Source organism: Lutimaribacter pacificus (genome assembly GCF_900142185.1).
Taxonomy (GTDB): Bacteria; Pseudomonadota; Alphaproteobacteria; order Rhodobacterales; family Rhodobacteraceae; genus Lutimaribacter; species Lutimaribacter pacificus.
Genome location: NZ_FQZZ01000001.1, coordinates 1,123,116 through 1,140,542, shown reverse-complemented (window position 1 = coordinate 1,140,542; position 17,427 = coordinate 1,123,116). Strand labels below are relative to the sequence as shown.

Sequence of the window (17,427 nt, the reverse complement as noted above, 5' to 3'; positions counted from 1 at the left end):
ATCTGCCCCGTTTTCCAGACTGCGCCCGAACCCATCCCCGATTCGAGTCGCGTCTTTGTTACCCGCAAGTTACCACGATACAAGGCAGTTTGCACCTTGCGGTTGCTCAGGCACTCAATTCGGCACGATTCAGCGCACAATGCGACCAAAGATTGTCCATCGCGCGCACCAGCTTGTCGATTTCGCCCGGCCCGTGCACCGGCGACGGGGTAAAGCGCAGCCGCTCGGTCCCGCGCGGAACGGTGGGGAAATTGATCGGCTGCACATAGATGCCGAAGCCGTCCAGCAACATGTCGCTCAGCTTCTTGGTGTGTACCGGGTCGCCCACGATCACCGGCACGATATGCGATCCGTGGTCGATGATCGGCAGGCCCATCCCCTTCAGCCGCAGCTTCAGCACCCTGGCCTGTTCCTGGTGTTTCTCGCGCAGCGCCCGGCCATCGGCGGTCTTGAGATAGGCGACCGAGGCGGCGGCCCCCGCCGCCACGCTCGGCGGCAGCGAAGTGGTGAAGATGAAGCCCGGCGCATAGGACCGCACGGCGTCGCACATCTTTGCGCTGGCGGCGATATAGCCGCCCATCACGCCATAGGCCTTGGCCAGCGTGCCGTTGATGATGTCGATGCGATGCGCCAGCCCGTCGCGTTCGCTGACCCCGCCGCCGCGCGGGCCGTACATGCCCACCGCGTGCACCTCGTCGATATAGGTCAGCGCGCCGAATTCGTCGGCCAGGTCGCAGATCTCTTCGATCGGGCCGAAATCGCCATCCATCGAATAGACCGATTCGAAGGCGATCAGCTTGGGCGCCTCGGGGTCGTCGGCGGCCAGCAATTCGCGCAGATGCGCCACGTCGTTGTGGCGGAACACGCGCTTGGCCCCGCCGTTGCGGCGCACGCCCTCGATCATCGAGGCGTGGTTCAGCTCGTCGGAATAGATGATCAGCCCCGGAAACAGCTTGGGCAGCGTCGACAGCGTCGCGTCATTGGCGATATAGGCGCTGGTGAACAGCAGCGCCGCTTCCTTGCCGTGCAGGTCGGCCAGCTCGGCCTCGAGCCGCTTGTGCCAGACCGTGGTGCCCGAAATGTTGCGCGTCCCGCCCGACCCCGCGCCGGTGGCATCCAGCGCCTCGTGCATCGCGGCCAGAACGGCGGGGTTCTGCCCCATCCCGAGGTAATCGTTGCCGCACCAGATCGTCACCGGCTGCTTTTCGCCGTCGGGGCGGTGCCAGGTCGCGTGCGGGAAATTCCCCTTCTCACGCTCGATATCGATGAAGGTGCGATAGCGGCCTTCCTCATGCAGACGGTTGATCGCCTGATCCAGCTGGGCGTTGTAGTCCACCGGGCTCTCCCTTCGATAGTCGGTCCGCCGCGCGGGCGGGCTTGGAATTAGAACGGATATAAACCCGTTCACGCGTTAGCGACAGGTTACAAAATGACACGGGGAGATATCTTTGACTTCGGTCAAACCGCGCCCGTTTTCCGGGCGCGGCCGACGCAGCGTCAGGCGCGCGACCGGTGCCGCAGCAAACCCAGCGACAACAGGCCCGCCAGCAGCAAACCCGCCGGCAGCGGCAGGGGAATGACCGCGATCGCCGGAATCGCGATTCCGCCGATCGTGGTGGAAAAACTGCGCCCGTCGCTGGTGTCGATACCGACGATCGTCAGGCGCCCCTCGTTCGACCAGTGAGTCGCATCGGTGAAAAGCGACACGAAATAGCTGTCGTCGGACGGCACCGTGAAATCGCCCGAAACGGCGATATCGTCGAAGCGAAAGGTCAGCCTGTCGCCATCGGCCGAGCGGCTGACCGAATCCAGCCCGCGATTCCCGTTCCCGTCGAGCCGGTAATCCACATCGACGTCGAAATCGCCGTAGGTGGCAAAGCCGTCCAGCCACATGGAGGTGATCACGATATCGTCCGCCGCGTAGGTGCTGCTCAGATCGCGCAGACGATAATTCAGAACCGCGGTGCCGGTGGCATCGGACCGCACCACCCGGTTCTGGACGTTACCCAGGACGTCAAGGAAAAGCGGAATGGGGCTGACGGACTGGAACGCCAGCACCTGATCCTGCTGGACCGTGCCGGCCAGTTCCGGCGCGGCAGCGGCGGTGGTTCCGCCGGGAAAGATCACCCCGCCCGGCACAAGTGTCGCGGACAGCGCCGGCGACACGGGCGCCAGCACCAACAGGGCAGCCGCCAGGCCGCGTTTGACAATCGGTTTCATGGTAAAATCTCCTGTTAAATGCGCGCATATTACCACGGCGCGCACCCCCGACAAAGACAAAGCCGCTGGACACCCGCGCGCCGCCCGATAGGCTCGGCCCGAATTCGTGACAGGAGCCGACCATGAGCCTTGAGAAGACCCTTTCCCATATCGACGCCGATCTGCCCGACGCCATCGCACGGCTGCAGGAGCTGCTCAGGATTCGCTCGATCTCGACCGATCCGGCCTTTGCGGGCGATTGCCAGCGCGCCGCCGAATGGCTGGTGGCTGACCTGCAGTCCATCGGCATCGACGCCAGCGTGCGCCCCACCCCCGGCCACCCGATGGTGGTTGGGCACATGGAGGGGCCGGCGGATGCGCCGCATATCCTGTTCTACGGCCATTACGACGTGCAGCCGGTCGACCCGCTGGAACTGTGGGACAGCGACCCGTTCGATCCCGCGGTGGTGGACGGCCCGCACGGGCAGACGATCCGCGCGCGCGGCGCCTCGGACGACAAGGGCCAGCTCATGACCTTTGTCGAGGCCTGCCGCGCCTGGAAGGCGGTGAACGGCGCCCTGCCCTGCCGCCTGACCATCCTGTTCGAGGGGGAAGAGGAATCCTCCTCGCCCTCGCTGGTGCCGTTCCTGGAGGAAAACGCCGACGAGCTGCGCGCCGACCTGGCGCTGATCTGCGACACCGGCCTCTTCCAGTCGCAGACGCCCGCGATCATGACCATGCTGCGCGGGCTGGTCGCCGAGGAATTCACCATCCACGCCGCCAGCCGCGATTTGCATTCCGGCATGTATGGCGGCATCGCCATGAACCCGATCCGCCTGCTGACCCGCATCCTTGGCGGCATGCACGACGACAAGGGCCGGGTGATGATCCCGCATTTCTATGACGGTGTGCCCGACATCGCGCCCGACATCGCCGCGCAATGGCAGGCGCTGGGTTTCGATCACGCGCGGTTCCTGGGCGATGTCGGCCTGTCCGTGCCCGCGGGCGAACAGGACTACACGCCGCTGGAAATGATCTGGTCCCGCCCCACGGCGGAAATCAACGGAATCTGGGGCGGCTATACCGGCGCGGGCTTCAAGACCGTGCTGCCGGCCGAGGCCCACGCCAAGGTCAGCTTTCGCCTTGTCGGCGACCAGGACCCGGTGGCGATCCGGCAGAATTTCCGCGACTGGATCACCGCGCAACTGCCCGCCGATTGCACGGCCGAGTTCAAACTGTCCGGCGGCGCGGGCGGATCGCGCATGGTGACCGATCACCCGCTGTTCGAACAGACCCGCGACGCCCTGACCGAGGAATGGGGCGAGGCGGCGGCCTTTGTCGGCTGCGGCGGCTCGATCCCCATCGCGGGGCATTTCAAGACGATCCTCGGCATGGATGCGCTGCTGACCGGTTTCGCGCGGGACGACGACAACATCCATTCCCCGAACGAGAAATACGACCTGGCCTGTTTCCACAAGGGTATCCGCAGCTGGGCGCGGATGCTGGGGAAACTGGCATAGGATACAGGGCTGCGTGGGGGCGCTGCCCCCACACCCCCCGGAGTATTTTCGGCAAGATGAAGCAGCCGGGGCCTATTCGGGGGGATAGGTGCGCGCGGCAAGCGGCATCGTGGCGATCGCGGTTTGCAGGTGATCGCGCATCACCGCCTCGGCCCGGTTCAGGCGCTTGCGCGGGTTGGTGACAAGGAAAATATCCACCGCCGGGGGATCGTCATAAGGCGGCAGACGCCACAGGCGTCCCGCATCGACATCGCCCTGTACCACATGGACGGGCAAGGCGCCGATACCCAGCCCGCACAGGATCATGCGCCGCACCTCCTCCAACTGGCTGGAGCGGCCCACCACCACCTGGTCCAGCGCGCCCTGCCGGCGCAACAGCGCCACCGGGCGCAGCGCGTCGTTCAGATCCTCGGTCTCGAACGCCACGGCCGCGTGCCCGCGCAGATCGTTCAGCGTCAGGCCGGACCGGCCGAACAGCGGATGCGACGGGCCGCAATAGAAGCCGAAGAATTCACGGTAAAGCACCGCGTAATCCAGGTCGGGATGTTGCCGGTTCACCAGGCAGATACCGAAACTGGCGCTGCGGTCCTGCACCGCGCGCGCCACCCCGGCGCTGGTGTCGGTGCGGATGCGAAAGCGCACGCCGGGATGGTCCCGGTGCATCGCCGCCAGCAGGTCGTCCAGCAGCGGCGTGACCACGTGGCTGGCCAGGTGGATCGCCACCTGCCCCGCGATCTCGGCCTCGGCGGCGCGGGTGACATCGGGCAGCCGCGCCACCCCGCCGTAAAGATCGGCGCAATCCTCATAGAGCGCGCGCCCCGCCGCCGTCAGTTCGAACACGCCGCGCCCGCGCTCGATCAGCCGCGCGCCCACCGCCTCTTCCAGCCGCTTGAGCGCAAGGCTGACCGCCGGCTGGCCGCGCAGCAGCCGTTCGGCGGCCGCCGTGATGCTGCCCGCCTCGACGATTACGACGAAGCTGCGCAGCAGGTTCCAGTCGAGCGTGGCGGCGAACCGCTCCGCCGGGGACCGTGCATTATTTGGGTTAATGGCCTTCATTCTATTTATCAATTTGAACGAATGCGGCGCCCGTGCAAGGGTTTTCCAGCCCCTCAGTCACCGGATCACCCCAATGGCCAGCAAACTTTTCTACCAGTCCCGCCTGCCGCGCCCCGCGCTCGACCGTGCCGAGGGCATCTATATGTGGGACATTTCGGGCAAACGGTATATCGACGGCTCCAGCGGTGCGATGGTCAGCAATATCGGCCACTCGAACCCCGCCGTGCTGCAGGCGATGCGCGACCAGATGGAGAAATCGACCTTCGGGTATCGGTTGCACTTCCAGACCGAAGCCTCGGAAATACTTGCGGAAAAGACCGCCGCGCTTTGCCCCGATGGGATGAACCGGGTGTTTTTCGTCTCGGGCGGGTCCGAGGCGGTGGAAAGCACGCTGAAACTGGCCCGGCAATACGCGCTGGCGAAGGGCCAGGCGCAGCGGTTCAAGGTGATCTCGCGGATGCCGTCCTATCACGGCTCGACGCTGGGGGCGCTGTCGGTCACCGGCTATGCGCCGCTCTCCGCGCCATTCGAGCCGATGATGCAGCACATGCCGAAAATCCCCGCGCCGCGCGCCTACCTGGACGGGCTGGATGCCGATGACCCGGCCACGGGGCTTCATTACGCCGACATGCTGGAGCAGAAGATCCTGGACGAAGGGCCCGACACCGTGCTGGCCTTCATCGTCGAGCCGGTGGGCGGCGCATCGACCGGGGCGCTGGTGCCGCCTGCGGGGTATATGCAGAGAATCCGCGACATATGCGATACTTACGGCATACTTCTCATCCATGACGAGGTGATGTCGGGCGGCGGACGCACCGGCAGGTTCTGGGGCGCCGATCACTGGGGCACCGCGCCGGACCTGATCTCGATCTCCAAGGGGTTCGGTGGTGGCTACGTGCCGCTGGGCGCGATGATTGCCCGCGACGAGATCGTGGAAACCGTGCTGGATGCGGGCGGTTTCGCCCACGGCCACACCTATGCGGGCAACCCGCTGGCCTGCGCCGCGGGTACCGCCGTGATCGACGAAATCCACCGCGCGGGCCTGATCGAGAATTCAGCAACGGTCGGCAAGTATCTGGAATCACGCCTGAATGCGCTGATGAACCGCTATCCCTTCATCGGCGACGTGCGCGGCAAGGGGCTGCTTCTGGCCTTCGAACTGGTCGCCGACCGGGTGACGATGGAGCCGCTGCCCCCCGGCCTGAACGCCCATTCCCGGCTGGTCGATATCGCCTATGACAAGGGGCTGATCATCTATTCCCGCCGCACACGGGGCGGGCTGTCGGGCGATCACTTCCTTGTCTGCCCGCCGATGATCACCACGCAGGGCCAGGTTGATGAAATCATGGAGATGCTGACCGCCGCGCTTGACGATTTCGCGGCCGAGGCCGGGCTTGGCAGGTCCGCCGCATGAGGCTGCCGGACAAGACCACGACGATGGAACAGGCCATCGCCGCCATCCCCGACGGCGCCACGATCATGCTGGGCGGATTCGGGGTGCCGGGCACGCCTTTCCTTATGATTCAGGAACTTGTGCGGCAGAACAAACGTGACCTGACGATCATCAAGAACGACGCCAACGAAACCGGCATGGGCGTCGATCACCTGCTGGTGGCGGGTTGCGTGCGCCGCCTGATCACCACCCATCTGGGGCTGAACGCCAACGCGATCCGCCTGATGAACGAGGGCGCGATCGAAGTGGAGTTCTGCGCGCAAGGAATGCTGGCCGAGCGTATCCGCGCGGGCGGTGCTGGCCTCAAGGGGGTCGTCACCGATATCGGCATCGACACCGAGATGGGTGCCGGCAAGCAACGGATCGAGATCGGCGGCGAGGTGGCCATGATCGAAACCGCCCTGCGCGCCGGCGTGGCGCTGCTCCACGCGGCGCGGGCCGACACGTTCGGCAACCTGCGTTTCGCCGCCACCGCGCGCAATTTCAGCCCGCTGATGGCGATGGCCGCCGACACCGTGATCGTCGAGGCCGAGGAGATCGTGCCGCCGGGCGACATCGCCCCCGACGATGTGCATACCCCCGGCCCCTTTGTCGATCACGTGGTGCATGTGCCGCAACTGTCCGGGGAATACGCCGTTGTCCGACGCTAAATCCCGCATGATCGCCCGCGCCGCCCGCGACATCGCGCCCGGCATGACGGTGAACCTGGGCATCGGGCTGCCGACGCAGGTGGTCAACCACCTGCCCGCCAATTTCCCTGTCTGCCTGCATACCGAGAACGGGCTGACCGGCATCGGCCCCACCCTGCCCCCCGACGCTGCCGACCGGAACCTGATCGACGCCGGCGGCGCCTATGTCTCGACCGTGCCCGGCAGCGCGTTCTTCGACAGCGCCACCAGCTTCGCGCTGGTGCGCTCGGGGCGGCTGGACCTGACGATGCTGGGCGCGTTCGAGGTGGCGGAAAACGGCGATCTCGCCAACTGGAAGATCCCCGGAAAATTCTCGCCCGGCGCGGGTGGGGGCATGGAGCTGGCGCAAAAGGCCCGCCGCGTCGCGGTGCTGACCACCCATACCGACCGCGCGGGCAACCCCAAGCTGCTGACGCGTTGCACCCTGCCGCTGACCGCCGCCGCCTGCGTCGACCGGATATTCACCGACATGGCGGTGATCGACGTGACGCCGGCGGGCTTTGCCTTGCGCGAACTGGCGCAGGGCGTCACGGTCGCGGATGTCAGACACGCCACCGGGGCGCCGCTGCATATCCCCGGCGACGCCATTCCCATTTTCTGAACCGAGGGGCCAGGATGGACCAGCAGCTTACGACCCGCATCATGAACGCCGTTGACGCGGTTTTCGACGACGAGGTGGCGTTCCTGTCGGAACTGACGGCGCATCCCTCGACCCGTGGCAACGAACAGGGCGCGCAGGATTTCATGGCCGACGAACTGGCAAGGCGCGGGATGGCGGTCGACCGCTGGCAGATCGACGTGGACGATATCCGCGACATGCCCGGCTTTTCCCCGGTGATCGGCGCCTATGACGACGCGGTGAACGTGGTGGGCACGCAGCGCGCCGATATGCAAAAGGGCCGATCGCTGATCCTGAACGGGCATATCGACGTGGTGCCGGTGGGCCCGCTGGACATGTGGGACACCGCGCCCTTCGAACCCCGCATCGACGATGGCTGGATGTACGGGCGCGGCGCGGGCGACATGAAGGCGGGGCTGGCCTCGAACCTCTTTGCGCTGGATGCGCTGGCCCATGCCGGGCTGACCCCCACCGCCGATATCTTCTTCCAGTCCGTGGTCGAGGAGGAATGCACCGGCAACGGCGCGCTGGCCTGCCTGCAACGCGGCTATCGTGCCGATGCGGCGCTGATCCCCGAACCCTTCAACGAGGGGCTGGTGACCGCGCAGGTGGGCGTGTTGTGGTTCCAGGTGCATCTCAGGGGGCTGCCGACCCATGTCGCCTATGCCGGGTCGGGCGCCAATGCCATCGACGCGGCGATCCCGCTGATCGCTGCCCTGCACGCGCTTGAGGATCGCTGGAACGCCGACGACCGCAAGCACCCCGATTACGCCCATATGCACCACCCGCTGAACCTGAACGTGGGCCGGATCGAGGGCGGCGACTGGGCCTCGTCGGTGCCGGCGTGGTGCGTGTTCGACGTGCGCATGGGGCTTTACCCCGGCCAGGACATCCAGGCCCTGCGTGACGAGATCGAGGCGACGCTGGCCGAGGCCGCGCAGCAGAACGCCTTTCTGCGCAACAACTCGCCCGAGGTGGTCTATCACGGCTTCGCCGCCGAGGGTTACGCGCTGAGCGAGGATAAAAGCGCAACCGCCACGCAGGCCATCGGCGCGCTGGAAGGCGCGCACAGCCACGTCACCGGCACCGCGCTGGAAAAGATGGCGATCACCGCCACTACCGATGCGCGGTTCTTTGGCCTTTATGCCGACACGCCCGCGCTGGTCTATGGCCCGCGGGCCGAGGCGATCCACGGCTTCAACGAACGGGTCGATCTCGAATCCGTGCGCCGCGTGACGCAGACCACCGCGCTGTTCATCGCCGAGTGGTGCGGCGTGACCGAAGGCTGAACAAAGCCGCCTTTCCCCACCGCGCGATTGGCCCTACTGTCGCGGCAGGAGGGGCACATATGTTCGCAGGGTTCGAAAAATCCACCGCGCAGGTAAACGGCCAGAGCATCGCCTATGTCAAAACCGGCGACGGCCCGCCCGTGCTGCTGCTGCACGGCTTTCCGCAAACCCATGCCATGTGGGCGCAGGTCGCGCCCGGGCTGGCCGCATCCCGCACGGTCATCTGCGCCGATCTGCGCGGCTATGGCGCGTCGTCGAAACCGCAGGGCGTGGAAAACTACAGCTTCCGCGAGATGGGGGCCGACATGGTCGCGCTGATGGCGCATCTGGGGTATCGCCGGTTCGACCTTGTGGGCCACGACCGGGGCGCGCGCACCGCCCATCGCATCGCGCTGGATCACCCCGACACGCTCACCAGCCTGACGCTGATGGATATCGTGCCGACGCAACTGCTGCTGGACGAACTGACAACGCCGGTGGCGCGCTTTTATTACCACTGGTTCTTCCTCGCCCAGCCCGCGCCGCTGCCCGAAACCATGATCGGGCACGACCCCGATGCCTATTTCGAAACCTGCCTCGGCGGCTGGGGCGGCAACGGGCTGTCGGGCTTTGCCCCCGACCAGCTTGCCGCCTATCGCGCGGCCTGGCGCACCCCCGGCACGATCCGGGGCATGTGCAACGATTATCGCGCGGCCATCGACCACGACCTTGCGCTGGACCGCGCCGACCTGCCCCGGCAGGTGGCCTGCCCCGCGCTGGTGCTTTACGGCGCCGACGGGCCGATGGCGCGCGCCTATGACGTGCCCGCCACATGGGCCGGGCGGCTGTCCGACATGCGCGCGCAGGCGATCCCCGGCGGGCATTTCTTCATCGACGCCAATCCCGGCGACACGCTGGCCGCGCTGCGCGGTTTCCTGACCGCCTGAAAGGGCCGGGTTTCGCCCCGGCTCAACGGGTGGCTGCGCGCGCGATCTTGGCGAAAAGCAGCAGGAACGGTGAGCCGTGCATGACCAGGTCGAAGATGTCGATGGGGCGGCTCAGCGTGCCCTGTGCCAGCATCCGCAGCTTTTCCAGCAGGTGCGGCTCGGGCACGAAGGGCGCGCCGCCCAGCAGCAGGCACAGCACGACGACCGGAAGCCAGGAAATGCCGTCGAGCGCCTGCATGGGTCGTCCTTCGCCGTATCTGGGGGGAAAGTGGCGCGGTTGACGGGGCTCGAACCCGCGACCCCCGGCGTGACAGGCCGGTACTCTAACCAACTGAGCTACAACCGCGTGAGGGGTGGGATAGGCCAAGCGCGCGGGGGCGTCAATGGCGAAATTGCCTGCCTTGAAGGCCGCCGTGGCATCACCGGGAAAACCGCGCGCTTCGGGCACGAAACCGCGCGGTTCGCGCCCCCGAAGGGGGGTATCATCAGATCGAAGGGGGAAAGTGGCGCGGTTGACGGGGCTCGAACCCGCGACCCCCGGCGTGACAGGCCGGTACTCTAACCAACTGAGCTACAACCGCGTGCGGGCCGATTTACGCGGCCCACCGCCCCCCGTCAAGCAGCGAATGCGCGGGGGGCGGCATTTTTTTCTCACTCCGGCAGCGGGATGAATTCATCGCTGTCCGTCGGCGGCAGGCGAAAGCGGCCATGCGCCCAGTCGCCCGCGCGCCACGCCTCTTTCGCGGCGTCGATCCGGTCGCGGGACGAGGCCACGAAGTTCCACCAGATATGGCGCGGCCCGTTCAGCGTGGCACCGCCCAGCAGCAGCACCCGCGCGCCTTGCGGACCGGCCCGCAGCGACAGCCGGTCACCGGGGCGAAACACCATCATGCGCTGTTTTTCAAACACTTGCCCCGCAACGCTTACCTCGCCATCCACGACATAGACGCCACGATCCTCGTGATCGTCGGGCAGCGGGATCTGCGCCCCCGGCTCCAGCACCGCATCGGCATAGAACATCTCGGACGGGGTTTCGACCGGCGCGCGCTCGCCCCAGGCATGGCCGAGGATCAGCCGCACCTGCTTGCCCTCGCCCTGCATCAGCGGCAGCGCGTCCTTCGGCGCGTGGACGAAATCGGCCGGCATGTCCTCCTTGTCCTCGGGCAGCGCGATCCAGGTCTGGATGCCCGACAGCGCGTAAGGCGCCCCGAGCATGTCGCCATCCACCCGTTCGGAATGGGTGACGCCGTGGCCCGCCGTCATCAGGTTCACCGCCCCCGGTTCGATCCACTGGTCGGTGCCCAGCGAGTCGCGGTGGTGGAACCTGCCCTTGTAAAGATAGGTCACCGTCGCCAGCCCGATATGCGGGTGCGGGCGGATGTCGATCCCCTGCCCGGTCAGGAATTCGGCCGGGCCCATCTGGTCGAAAAAGATGAACGGGCCGACCATCTGCCGGCGCGGCGCGGGCAGCGCGCGGCGCACCTCGAAATCCCCGAGGTCGCGGGCGCGCGGCACGATCACGGTGTCTATGGCATCCACCGCATCGCCGGTCGGGCAATCGGGGTCGAGCGCGGGGTTCCAGCTCATGGCATGTCCTCCTCCTGTGTGGGATCACCAAAAGCTAGGGCGAAACGTGAATGCACAAAACACCCATCAACGCGCCAGATATGCGCACAGGCGCACAGGTTACCCGATCAGTTCGAACCGCGTCACATCCACCATGCCGCGATCGGTGATCTTCAGCGCCGGGATCACAGGCAGCGCGAGGAAGGCCAGTTGCAGGAACGGCTCTTCCAGCGTGACGCCCAGCGATTTCGCCGCCGCGCGCAGGGCATCCAGATGGGTGTGGACCGCCTCGAACGGCTCAAGGCTCATCAGCCCGGCCACCGGCAGCGCCAGTTCGGCCAGCACAAGGCCGTCCCGCACCACCACGAACCCGCCCTCGATCTGGCTCAGACGGTTGGCGGCCAGCGCCATGTCGGCGTAATCGACGCCGACACAGGCGATGTTGTGGTGGTCGTGGCACACGGTCGAGGCGATGGCCCCCGCCTGCATCCCGAACCCGCGCACGAATCCGGTGGCGATATTGCCGTTCTTCCCATGCCGTTCGATCACCGCGATCCGCGCCAGGTCGCGCGCGGGATTGGGGGGCTTGTCGCCGTCGGCGATCCCGATCACCTCGTGCAGGTGGTCGGTCAGGATCTGCCCCTCGCGGATGCCGATCACATCGGTTTCCGCCCGGTTGGCGCGGGCGCGGAAATCCTGCGGCCCGACAACCGGTGCGTGGACCGAGCTCCGCCCCACCGGCGGGATGGTCTCACGCGCAGAAAATGCGGCATCGTCAACGATTTGACCGGCGCAGATGACGTGCCGCGCGCGGCACTCCTCAAGGCTGTCCACCGCCACGATATCGGCGCGCAGCCCCGGTGCGATCAGCCCGCGATCCTTCAGCCCGAACGCCTCGGCCGCCGACAGGCTGGCGGCGCGATAGGCGGCCAGCACCGGCGTGCCCAGGCGGATCAACTCGCGGATCATGTAATCCAGGTGCCCGTGCTCGGCGATGTCCAGCGGGTTGCGGTCGTCGGTGCACAGGCACATGTAGGGCGCGGTGCGCTCGCTCAGCAGCGGTTGCAGCGCGTGCAGGTCTTTCGAGACAGAGCCTTCGCGGATCAGCACCCGCATCCCCTTTTGCAGCTTTTCGCGCGCCTCCTGCGCGCTGGTCGCCTCGTGCTCGGTGCGGATGCCGGCGGCGACATAGGCGTTCAGATCGCGCCCCGACAACAGCGGGCAATGCCCGTCGATATGCCCACCCCGGAACAGCGCCAGCTTTTCCATCACATCGGGATCGCGGGCCAACACACCGGGATAATTCATGAATTCCGCCAGCCCCAGCCCCGAAGGATGGCCCATCAGCGGTTTCAGATCCTCCGCCCCCAGCCGCGCGCCGGCGGTTTCCATATGGCTCGACGGCACGCAGGAGGAGAGCTGCACCTTGATATCCATCAGCGTGCGTTCGCTGGCCTGCTGGAAATAGCGGATGCCCTCGGCGCCGATCACGTTGGCGATCTCATGCGGGTCGCAGATCGCCGTGGTCACCCCGCGCGGCAGCACGCAGCGGTCGAATTCGAACGGGGTGACCAGCGAGGATTCGATATGCAGATGCGTGTCGATGAAGCCGGGCACAAGGATCAGCCCGCCGACATCCAGCACCTTGCGCCCCTCGTAATCCGCGCAGGTGCCCACGATCCGGTCGCCGCAGATCGCCACGTCGCCCTCCAGCAACTCGCCGGTCACAAGGTCCAGCACGCGGCCCCCGCGCAGCACCAGGTCGGCGGGTGCCTCGCCACGGGCCTGCGCGATACGTGTTTCCAGATCGGCCATCGGCGCCCCCTTTCGGGCAAGCCTAACCCCGGCCCGCGCAAAGAAAAAGGGGACGCAACCGCGCCCCCGGAGTTTCGTTGATCAGGCTCTGTCTGTTAACCGCTCGGAATTTTTCTGCCTGCGGCCTGATCCACGCGGGGCGAGCGCACCCGCCCCGTGTTCGTTTAGCTGCACCCGCTCGTCGCGCCGCAGGTGTTGCACTTCATGCAGGTGCCGTTGCGGACCAGCGTGTAGTTGCCGCAATCGCCGCAGGCCTCGCCCTCGTAGCCCTGCATCCTGGCCTTGGTGCGCGCATCCAGCGAGACCGAGCCGCTGGCCACCGTGGTCGTGGTGGTCGAGGCCGCGGTCATCGTCGCCGTGGCGCCCTGCGCGGTTTCCGGCACCAGCGTGTTCAGCACGCTGACGGGATCGGTGCCGGTGGCCAGCCCCTGCCCGCCATTCAGCACCACCAGTTCCTGCGGCAGGCGCTTGCGCAGGTAGCCGGTCGAGCTGATCTGCTTGAGCACTTCGAGCGAGCGCGAGGCGGCGCTGTCGCTCAGTTCCTGCACGTTCGATACGCCCTCTTCCTCGCCGCGGCCCAGATCGTCGAAGGACGCGCCTTCGGGTTTCACATGGGCCAGGTCGGTGCGGTCGAGATAGCTGACCGCCAGTTCGCGGAAGATGTAATCGAGGATCGAGGTCGCGTTCTTGATCGAATCGTTGCCCTGCACGATCCCCGCAGGTTCGAACTTGGTGAAGGTGAAGGCATCCACGAATTCCTCAAGCGGGACGCCGTATTGCAGCCCGACCGATACCGCGATGGCAAAGTTGTTCATCATCGCGCGGAAACCGGCGCCTTCCTTGTGCATGTCGATGAAAATCTCGCCAAGGCTGCCGTCGGCATACTCGCCGGTGCGCAGATACACCTTGTGCCCGCCCACGACCGCCTTCTGGGTATAGCCCTTGCGGCGTTCCGGCATCTTCTCGCGGTGGCTGCGGACGATTTCCTTGACCACCACCTTTTCGACGATCTTTTCGGCCAGCACGGCGGCCTTTTCCTGCGCCGAGCCGGTTTCCAGGATCTCGGCGGCCTCGTCGTCATCCTCGACCAGCGAGGCGGCCAGTGGCTGCGACAGTTTCGAGCCGTCCCGATACAGCGCGTTGGCCTTGATACCCATCTTCCAGCTGCGTTCGTAGGCTTCCTGGCAGTCCCCGATGGTGGCGTCGTTGGGCATGTTGATCGTCTTGGAGATCGCGCCCGAGATGAAGGACTGCGCCGCCGCCATCATGTCGATATGGCTGTTGACCGACAGGTACCGCTTGCCCTTCTTGCCGCAGGGGTTGGCGCAATCGAAGATGTGGTAATGCCCGTCGCGCAGATGCGGCGCGCCTTCCAGCGTCATCGTCCCGCAGACATGGTCGTTCGCGGCCTCGATATCGGCGCGCGAAAAGCCAAGGTGGCGCAGCATGTCGAAGGTCGGATCGTTCAGCTTTTCGGCCGGGATGCCCAGCACGTTGGTGCAGAATTCCTCGCCCAGCGTCCACTGGTTGAACACGAAACGGATGTCGAAGGCGGTGGCCAGCGCGCTTTCCACCTTGTCGATCTCGTTCGGGCCGAAACCGTGCCCGACAAGCGAGCTGTGGTTGATCGCCGGCGCCTGGCCAAGGCTGCCATGGCCCACGGCATAGGCGATGATCTCCTCGATCTCGGCCGAACCGTAGCCCAGTTTTTCCAGCGCGGCGGGCACCGAATGGTTGATGATCTTGAAATAGCCGCCGCCGGCCAGCTTCTTGAACTTCACCAGCGCGAAATCGGGTTCGATCCCGGTGGTGTCGCAATCCATCACCAGCCCGATCGTGCCGGTGGGCGCGATCACCGTGGCCTGCGCGTTGCGATAGCCGTGTTTTTCGCCCAGCCGCAGCGCCTCGTCCCACGAGGACATGGCGATCCTGACCAGCCGTTCATCGGGGCAGTTGGCATGATCCAGCGCCACCGGCAGCGTCGCCAGATCCTCGTACCCGTCGGTCGCGCCATAGGCGGCGTTGCGGTGGTTGCGGATCACCCGCAGCATATGCGCGGCGTTGCGCTCATAGCCCGAAAAGGCGCCCAGCTCGCCGGCGATCTCGGCCGAGGTGGCATAGGACACGCCCGTCATGATTGCGGTCAGCGCGCCGGTCAGCGCCCGGCCCTCGTCGCTGTCATAGCCCAGCCCCATGTTCATCAGCAGCCCGCCGATATTGGCATAGCCCAGCCCCAGCGTGCGGAACTCGTAGGACAGCTGCGCGATTTCCTTGGACGGGAACTGCGCCATCATCACCGAGATTTCCAGCGTCAGCGTCCACAGCCGGATCGCGTGCATGTAATCCTCGACCTGGAATTCGCCGCCCTTGTAGAAGGTCAGCAGGTTCATCGAGGCCAGGTTGCAGGCGGTATCGTCGAGGAACATGTATTCCGAACACGGGTTCGAGCCGCGGATCGGCCCGTCTTCGGGGCAGGTATGCCAGGCATTGACCGTGTCGTGATACTGGATGCCGGGATCGGCGCAGGCCCAGGCGGCGTGGCCGATATCTTCCCACAGGTCGCGCGCTTTTACGGTCTTCGACACGCTTCCGTCGGTGCGGCGCAGCAGCTCCCAGTCGGCATCGTCCTGCACGGCCTTCAGGAATGCGTCGGTCACGCGGACCGAGTTGTTCGAGTTCTGGCCCGACACCGATGCATAGGCTTCGCTGTCCCAGTCGGTGTTGTAGGTCGGGAATTCGATACTGTCATAGCCCTGCCTGGCGTAATCCAGCACGCGCTTGACATAGGTCTCGGGGATCGCCGCCTTCTTGGCGCCGCGAATGGCCGATTTCAGGCTTTCGTTCCTGGCCGGGTCCACCGCATCCTCGGTGCTGCCGTCCCACTGGCGGATGGCGGCGAAGATCTCGTTCAGGCGCTGCTCGTGCATCTTCGAACCCGCGACGATGCTGGCAACCTTCTGCTCTTCCTTGACCTTCCAGTTGACGAATTCCTGGATATCGGGGTGATCGACATCGCAGATCACCATCTTGGCGGCGCGGCGCGTGGTGCCGCCCGACTTGATCGCGCCCGCCGCGCGGTCGCCGATTTTCAGGAAACCCATCAGCCCCGACGACTTGCCGCCGCCCGACAGCTTCTCGCCCTCGGCGCGCAGCGAGGAAAAGTTGGTGCCGGTGCCGGAACCGTATTTGAACAGCCGCGCCTCACGCACCCACAGGTCCATGATGCCGCCATCGCCCACAAGGTCGTCGGCGACCGACTGGATGAAACAGGCATGGGGCTGGGGATGTTCATAGGCGCTGGCCGATTTGGTCAGCTTGCCGGTCTTGTAATCGACGTAATAGTGGCCCTGGCTGGGCCCGTCGATGCCATAGGCCCAGTGCAGACCGGTGTTGAACCACTGGGGCGAGTTCGGCGCCGCGCGCTGGGTTGCCAGCATGTAACGCATTTCGTCGAAATAGGCGCGCGCGTCCTCTTCGGTCGAGAAATAGCCGCCCTTCCAGCCCCAGTAGGTCCAGGCCCCCGCCAGCCGGTCGAACACCTGCTTGGACGAGGTTTCGCCGCCGGTTTCGCTGTTGTCGTCGGCCGGAACCGAGCGCCACAGGAATTCGGGCACGCCCTTTTCCTTCACCCGCTTAAGCCGGGGCGCGACGCCCGCCTTGCGGAAATATTTCTGCGCGATGACGTCGGATGCCACCTGACTCCAGCTGTCGGGAACCTCGACCTCGTCCAGCTTGAACACGACGGTGCCGTCGGGATTGCGGATTTCCGAGGTGGTGGTGATGAAATTCAGCTCCGCGTAAGCGTCCTGCCCTGCCCGCGTGAATTTTCTTTCGATCTTCATTGGATCTGCCCCATCAGTTCAGCCGTTTTCCTTGCGCTTCGGCACGCGACACAGACGGGTATCGTGCGCGCAAACACCTGCTGCGCGTCGATCCGGGTACGATCCCGGTTTATTGGTAAATCCACTGTCCCCGCCCGGTCTGGCACTACATCTTGTGTCTTTCACCGAAGGCCCGCACAAGGTGACGTGAATTGGCCGAGGGGGCAACGAATTTTTTACCGCTTCACGCGCAAAAAAATCGTTGACGCCGGGACGCGGGGACCGGGTGGTGATTCATCGCGGCGGCGCAACCTGTGGACGACCCTGTGGGCAAGGCCGGTATAAGCCGCGAAAACCGTTGTATCCGTGCCCGTTATCCGGCACTTTTGCCCCGTTGCCTCAGCTCGGGGGCGTGATCGGGCCGGTTGCACAAAAAAGCAACAGCGCGTCGCCGGACACTCAACAGTTTGGCGG

The 17,427-nt window shown here is 65.8% G+C and carries 13 protein-coding genes and 2 tRNA genes; 6 read left to right on the top strand and 9 right to left on the bottom strand.

Going from position 1 to position 17,427, the window contains the following annotated elements; all coding sequences use genetic code 11:
- Positions 1 to 106: 106 nt before the first annotated feature.
- A complete protein-coding gene (hemA, locus tag F3H87_RS05605) occupies positions 107 to 1,336 on the bottom strand; it encodes a 5-aminolevulinate synthase (protein WP_149786038.1) in 1,230 nt (409 codons plus the stop codon).
- 161 nt (positions 1,337 to 1,497) lie between these two features.
- Positions 1,498 to 2,220 carry a hypothetical protein gene (locus tag F3H87_RS05600; protein ID WP_149786039.1) on the bottom strand — a complete coding sequence of 241 codons (723 nt, stop codon included), beginning with the start codon at positions 2,218 to 2,220 and terminating at the stop codon, positions 1,498 to 1,500.
- Positions 2,221 to 2,342: 122 nt separating this feature from the next.
- On the opposite strand from F3H87_RS05600, the gene F3H87_RS05595 reads away from it, so the two are divergent.
- Complete coding sequence (locus tag F3H87_RS05595; protein ID WP_149786040.1) at positions 2,343 to 3,719, top strand: M20/M25/M40 family metallo-hydrolase; 1,377 nt, start codon at positions 2,343 to 2,345, stop codon at positions 3,717 to 3,719.
- A gap of 72 nt (positions 3,720 to 3,791) precedes the next feature.
- Here the strand turns inward: F3H87_RS05595 and F3H87_RS05590 are convergent, their stop codons facing one another.
- Positions 3,792 to 4,775, bottom strand: coding sequence for a LysR family transcriptional regulator (locus F3H87_RS05590; protein ID WP_149786041.1), 984 nt, complete (start codon positions 4,773 to 4,775; stop codon positions 3,792 to 3,794).
- A 73-nt stretch (positions 4,776 to 4,848) separates the two neighbouring features.
- Here F3H87_RS05590 and F3H87_RS05585 point away from each other — a divergent pair, with 73 nt between their 5' ends.
- The 5 genes from F3H87_RS05585 to F3H87_RS05565 are packed head-to-tail and all read left to right on the top strand — an operon-like array spanning position 4,849 to position 9,751.
- Positions 4,849 to 6,189 carry an aminotransferase family protein gene (locus tag F3H87_RS05585; protein WP_149786042.1) on the top strand — a complete coding sequence of 447 codons (1,341 nt, stop codon included), beginning with the start codon at positions 4,849 to 4,851 and terminating at the stop codon, positions 6,187 to 6,189.
- Positions 6,186 to 6,878, top strand: coding sequence for a CoA transferase subunit A (locus F3H87_RS05580; RefSeq protein WP_149786043.1), 693 nt, complete (start codon positions 6,186 to 6,188; stop codon positions 6,876 to 6,878). Before F3H87_RS05585 ends, F3H87_RS05580 begins: the two co-directional genes overlap by 4 nt.
- Positions 6,865 to 7,518, top strand: a complete 654-nt coding sequence (locus tag F3H87_RS05575) for a 3-oxoacid CoA-transferase subunit B (protein ID WP_223227966.1) — start codon at positions 6,865 to 6,867, stop codon at positions 7,516 to 7,518. Before F3H87_RS05580 ends, F3H87_RS05575 begins: the two co-directional genes overlap by 14 nt.
- A gap of 14 nt (positions 7,519 to 7,532) precedes the next feature.
- Positions 7,533 to 8,825, top strand: a complete 1,293-nt coding sequence (locus tag F3H87_RS05570) for an ArgE/DapE family deacylase (protein ID WP_149786044.1) — start codon at positions 7,533 to 7,535, stop codon at positions 8,823 to 8,825.
- Between the two features lie 59 nt (positions 8,826 to 8,884).
- The gene (locus tag F3H87_RS05565) at positions 8,885 to 9,751 is read left to right on the top strand and encodes an alpha/beta fold hydrolase (protein ID WP_149786045.1); all 867 of its coding nucleotides are present in this window, start codon (positions 8,885 to 8,887) and stop codon (positions 9,749 to 9,751) included.
- A gap of 22 nt (positions 9,752 to 9,773) precedes the next feature.
- Here F3H87_RS05565 and F3H87_RS05560 read toward each other — a convergent pair whose 3' ends face one another.
- The 6 genes from F3H87_RS05560 to F3H87_RS05535 all read right to left on the bottom strand — a co-directional run bounded on the left by F3H87_RS05560 (position 9,774) and on the right by F3H87_RS05535 (position 16,974).
- On the bottom strand, positions 9,774 to 9,989 hold the full coding sequence (locus tag F3H87_RS05560; protein WP_149786046.1) for an RND transporter: 216 nt from the start codon (positions 9,987 to 9,989) through the stop codon (positions 9,774 to 9,776).
- Positions 9,990 to 10,020: 31 nt separating this feature from the next.
- Positions 10,021 to 10,097 (bottom strand) — tRNA-Asp (locus tag F3H87_RS05555).
- Between the two features lie 158 nt (positions 10,098 to 10,255).
- Positions 10,256 to 10,332 (bottom strand) — tRNA-Asp (locus F3H87_RS05550).
- A gap of 70 nt (positions 10,333 to 10,402) precedes the next feature.
- Positions 10,403 to 11,338 carry a pirin family protein gene (locus tag F3H87_RS05545; protein ID WP_149786047.1) on the bottom strand — a complete coding sequence of 312 codons (936 nt, stop codon included), beginning with the start codon at positions 11,336 to 11,338 and terminating at the stop codon, positions 10,403 to 10,405.
- A 99-nt stretch (positions 11,339 to 11,437) separates the two neighbouring features.
- On the bottom strand, positions 11,438 to 13,132 hold the full coding sequence (ade, locus tag F3H87_RS05540) for an adenine deaminase (protein WP_149786048.1): 1,695 nt from the start codon (positions 13,130 to 13,132) through the stop codon (positions 11,438 to 11,440).
- A 164-nt stretch (positions 13,133 to 13,296) separates the two neighbouring features.
- Entirely contained in the window at positions 13,297 to 16,974 is a 3,678-nt protein-coding gene (locus F3H87_RS05535) for a vitamin B12-dependent ribonucleotide reductase (protein ID WP_149786049.1), read from the bottom strand.
- Positions 16,975 to 17,427: the final 453 nt, after the last annotated feature.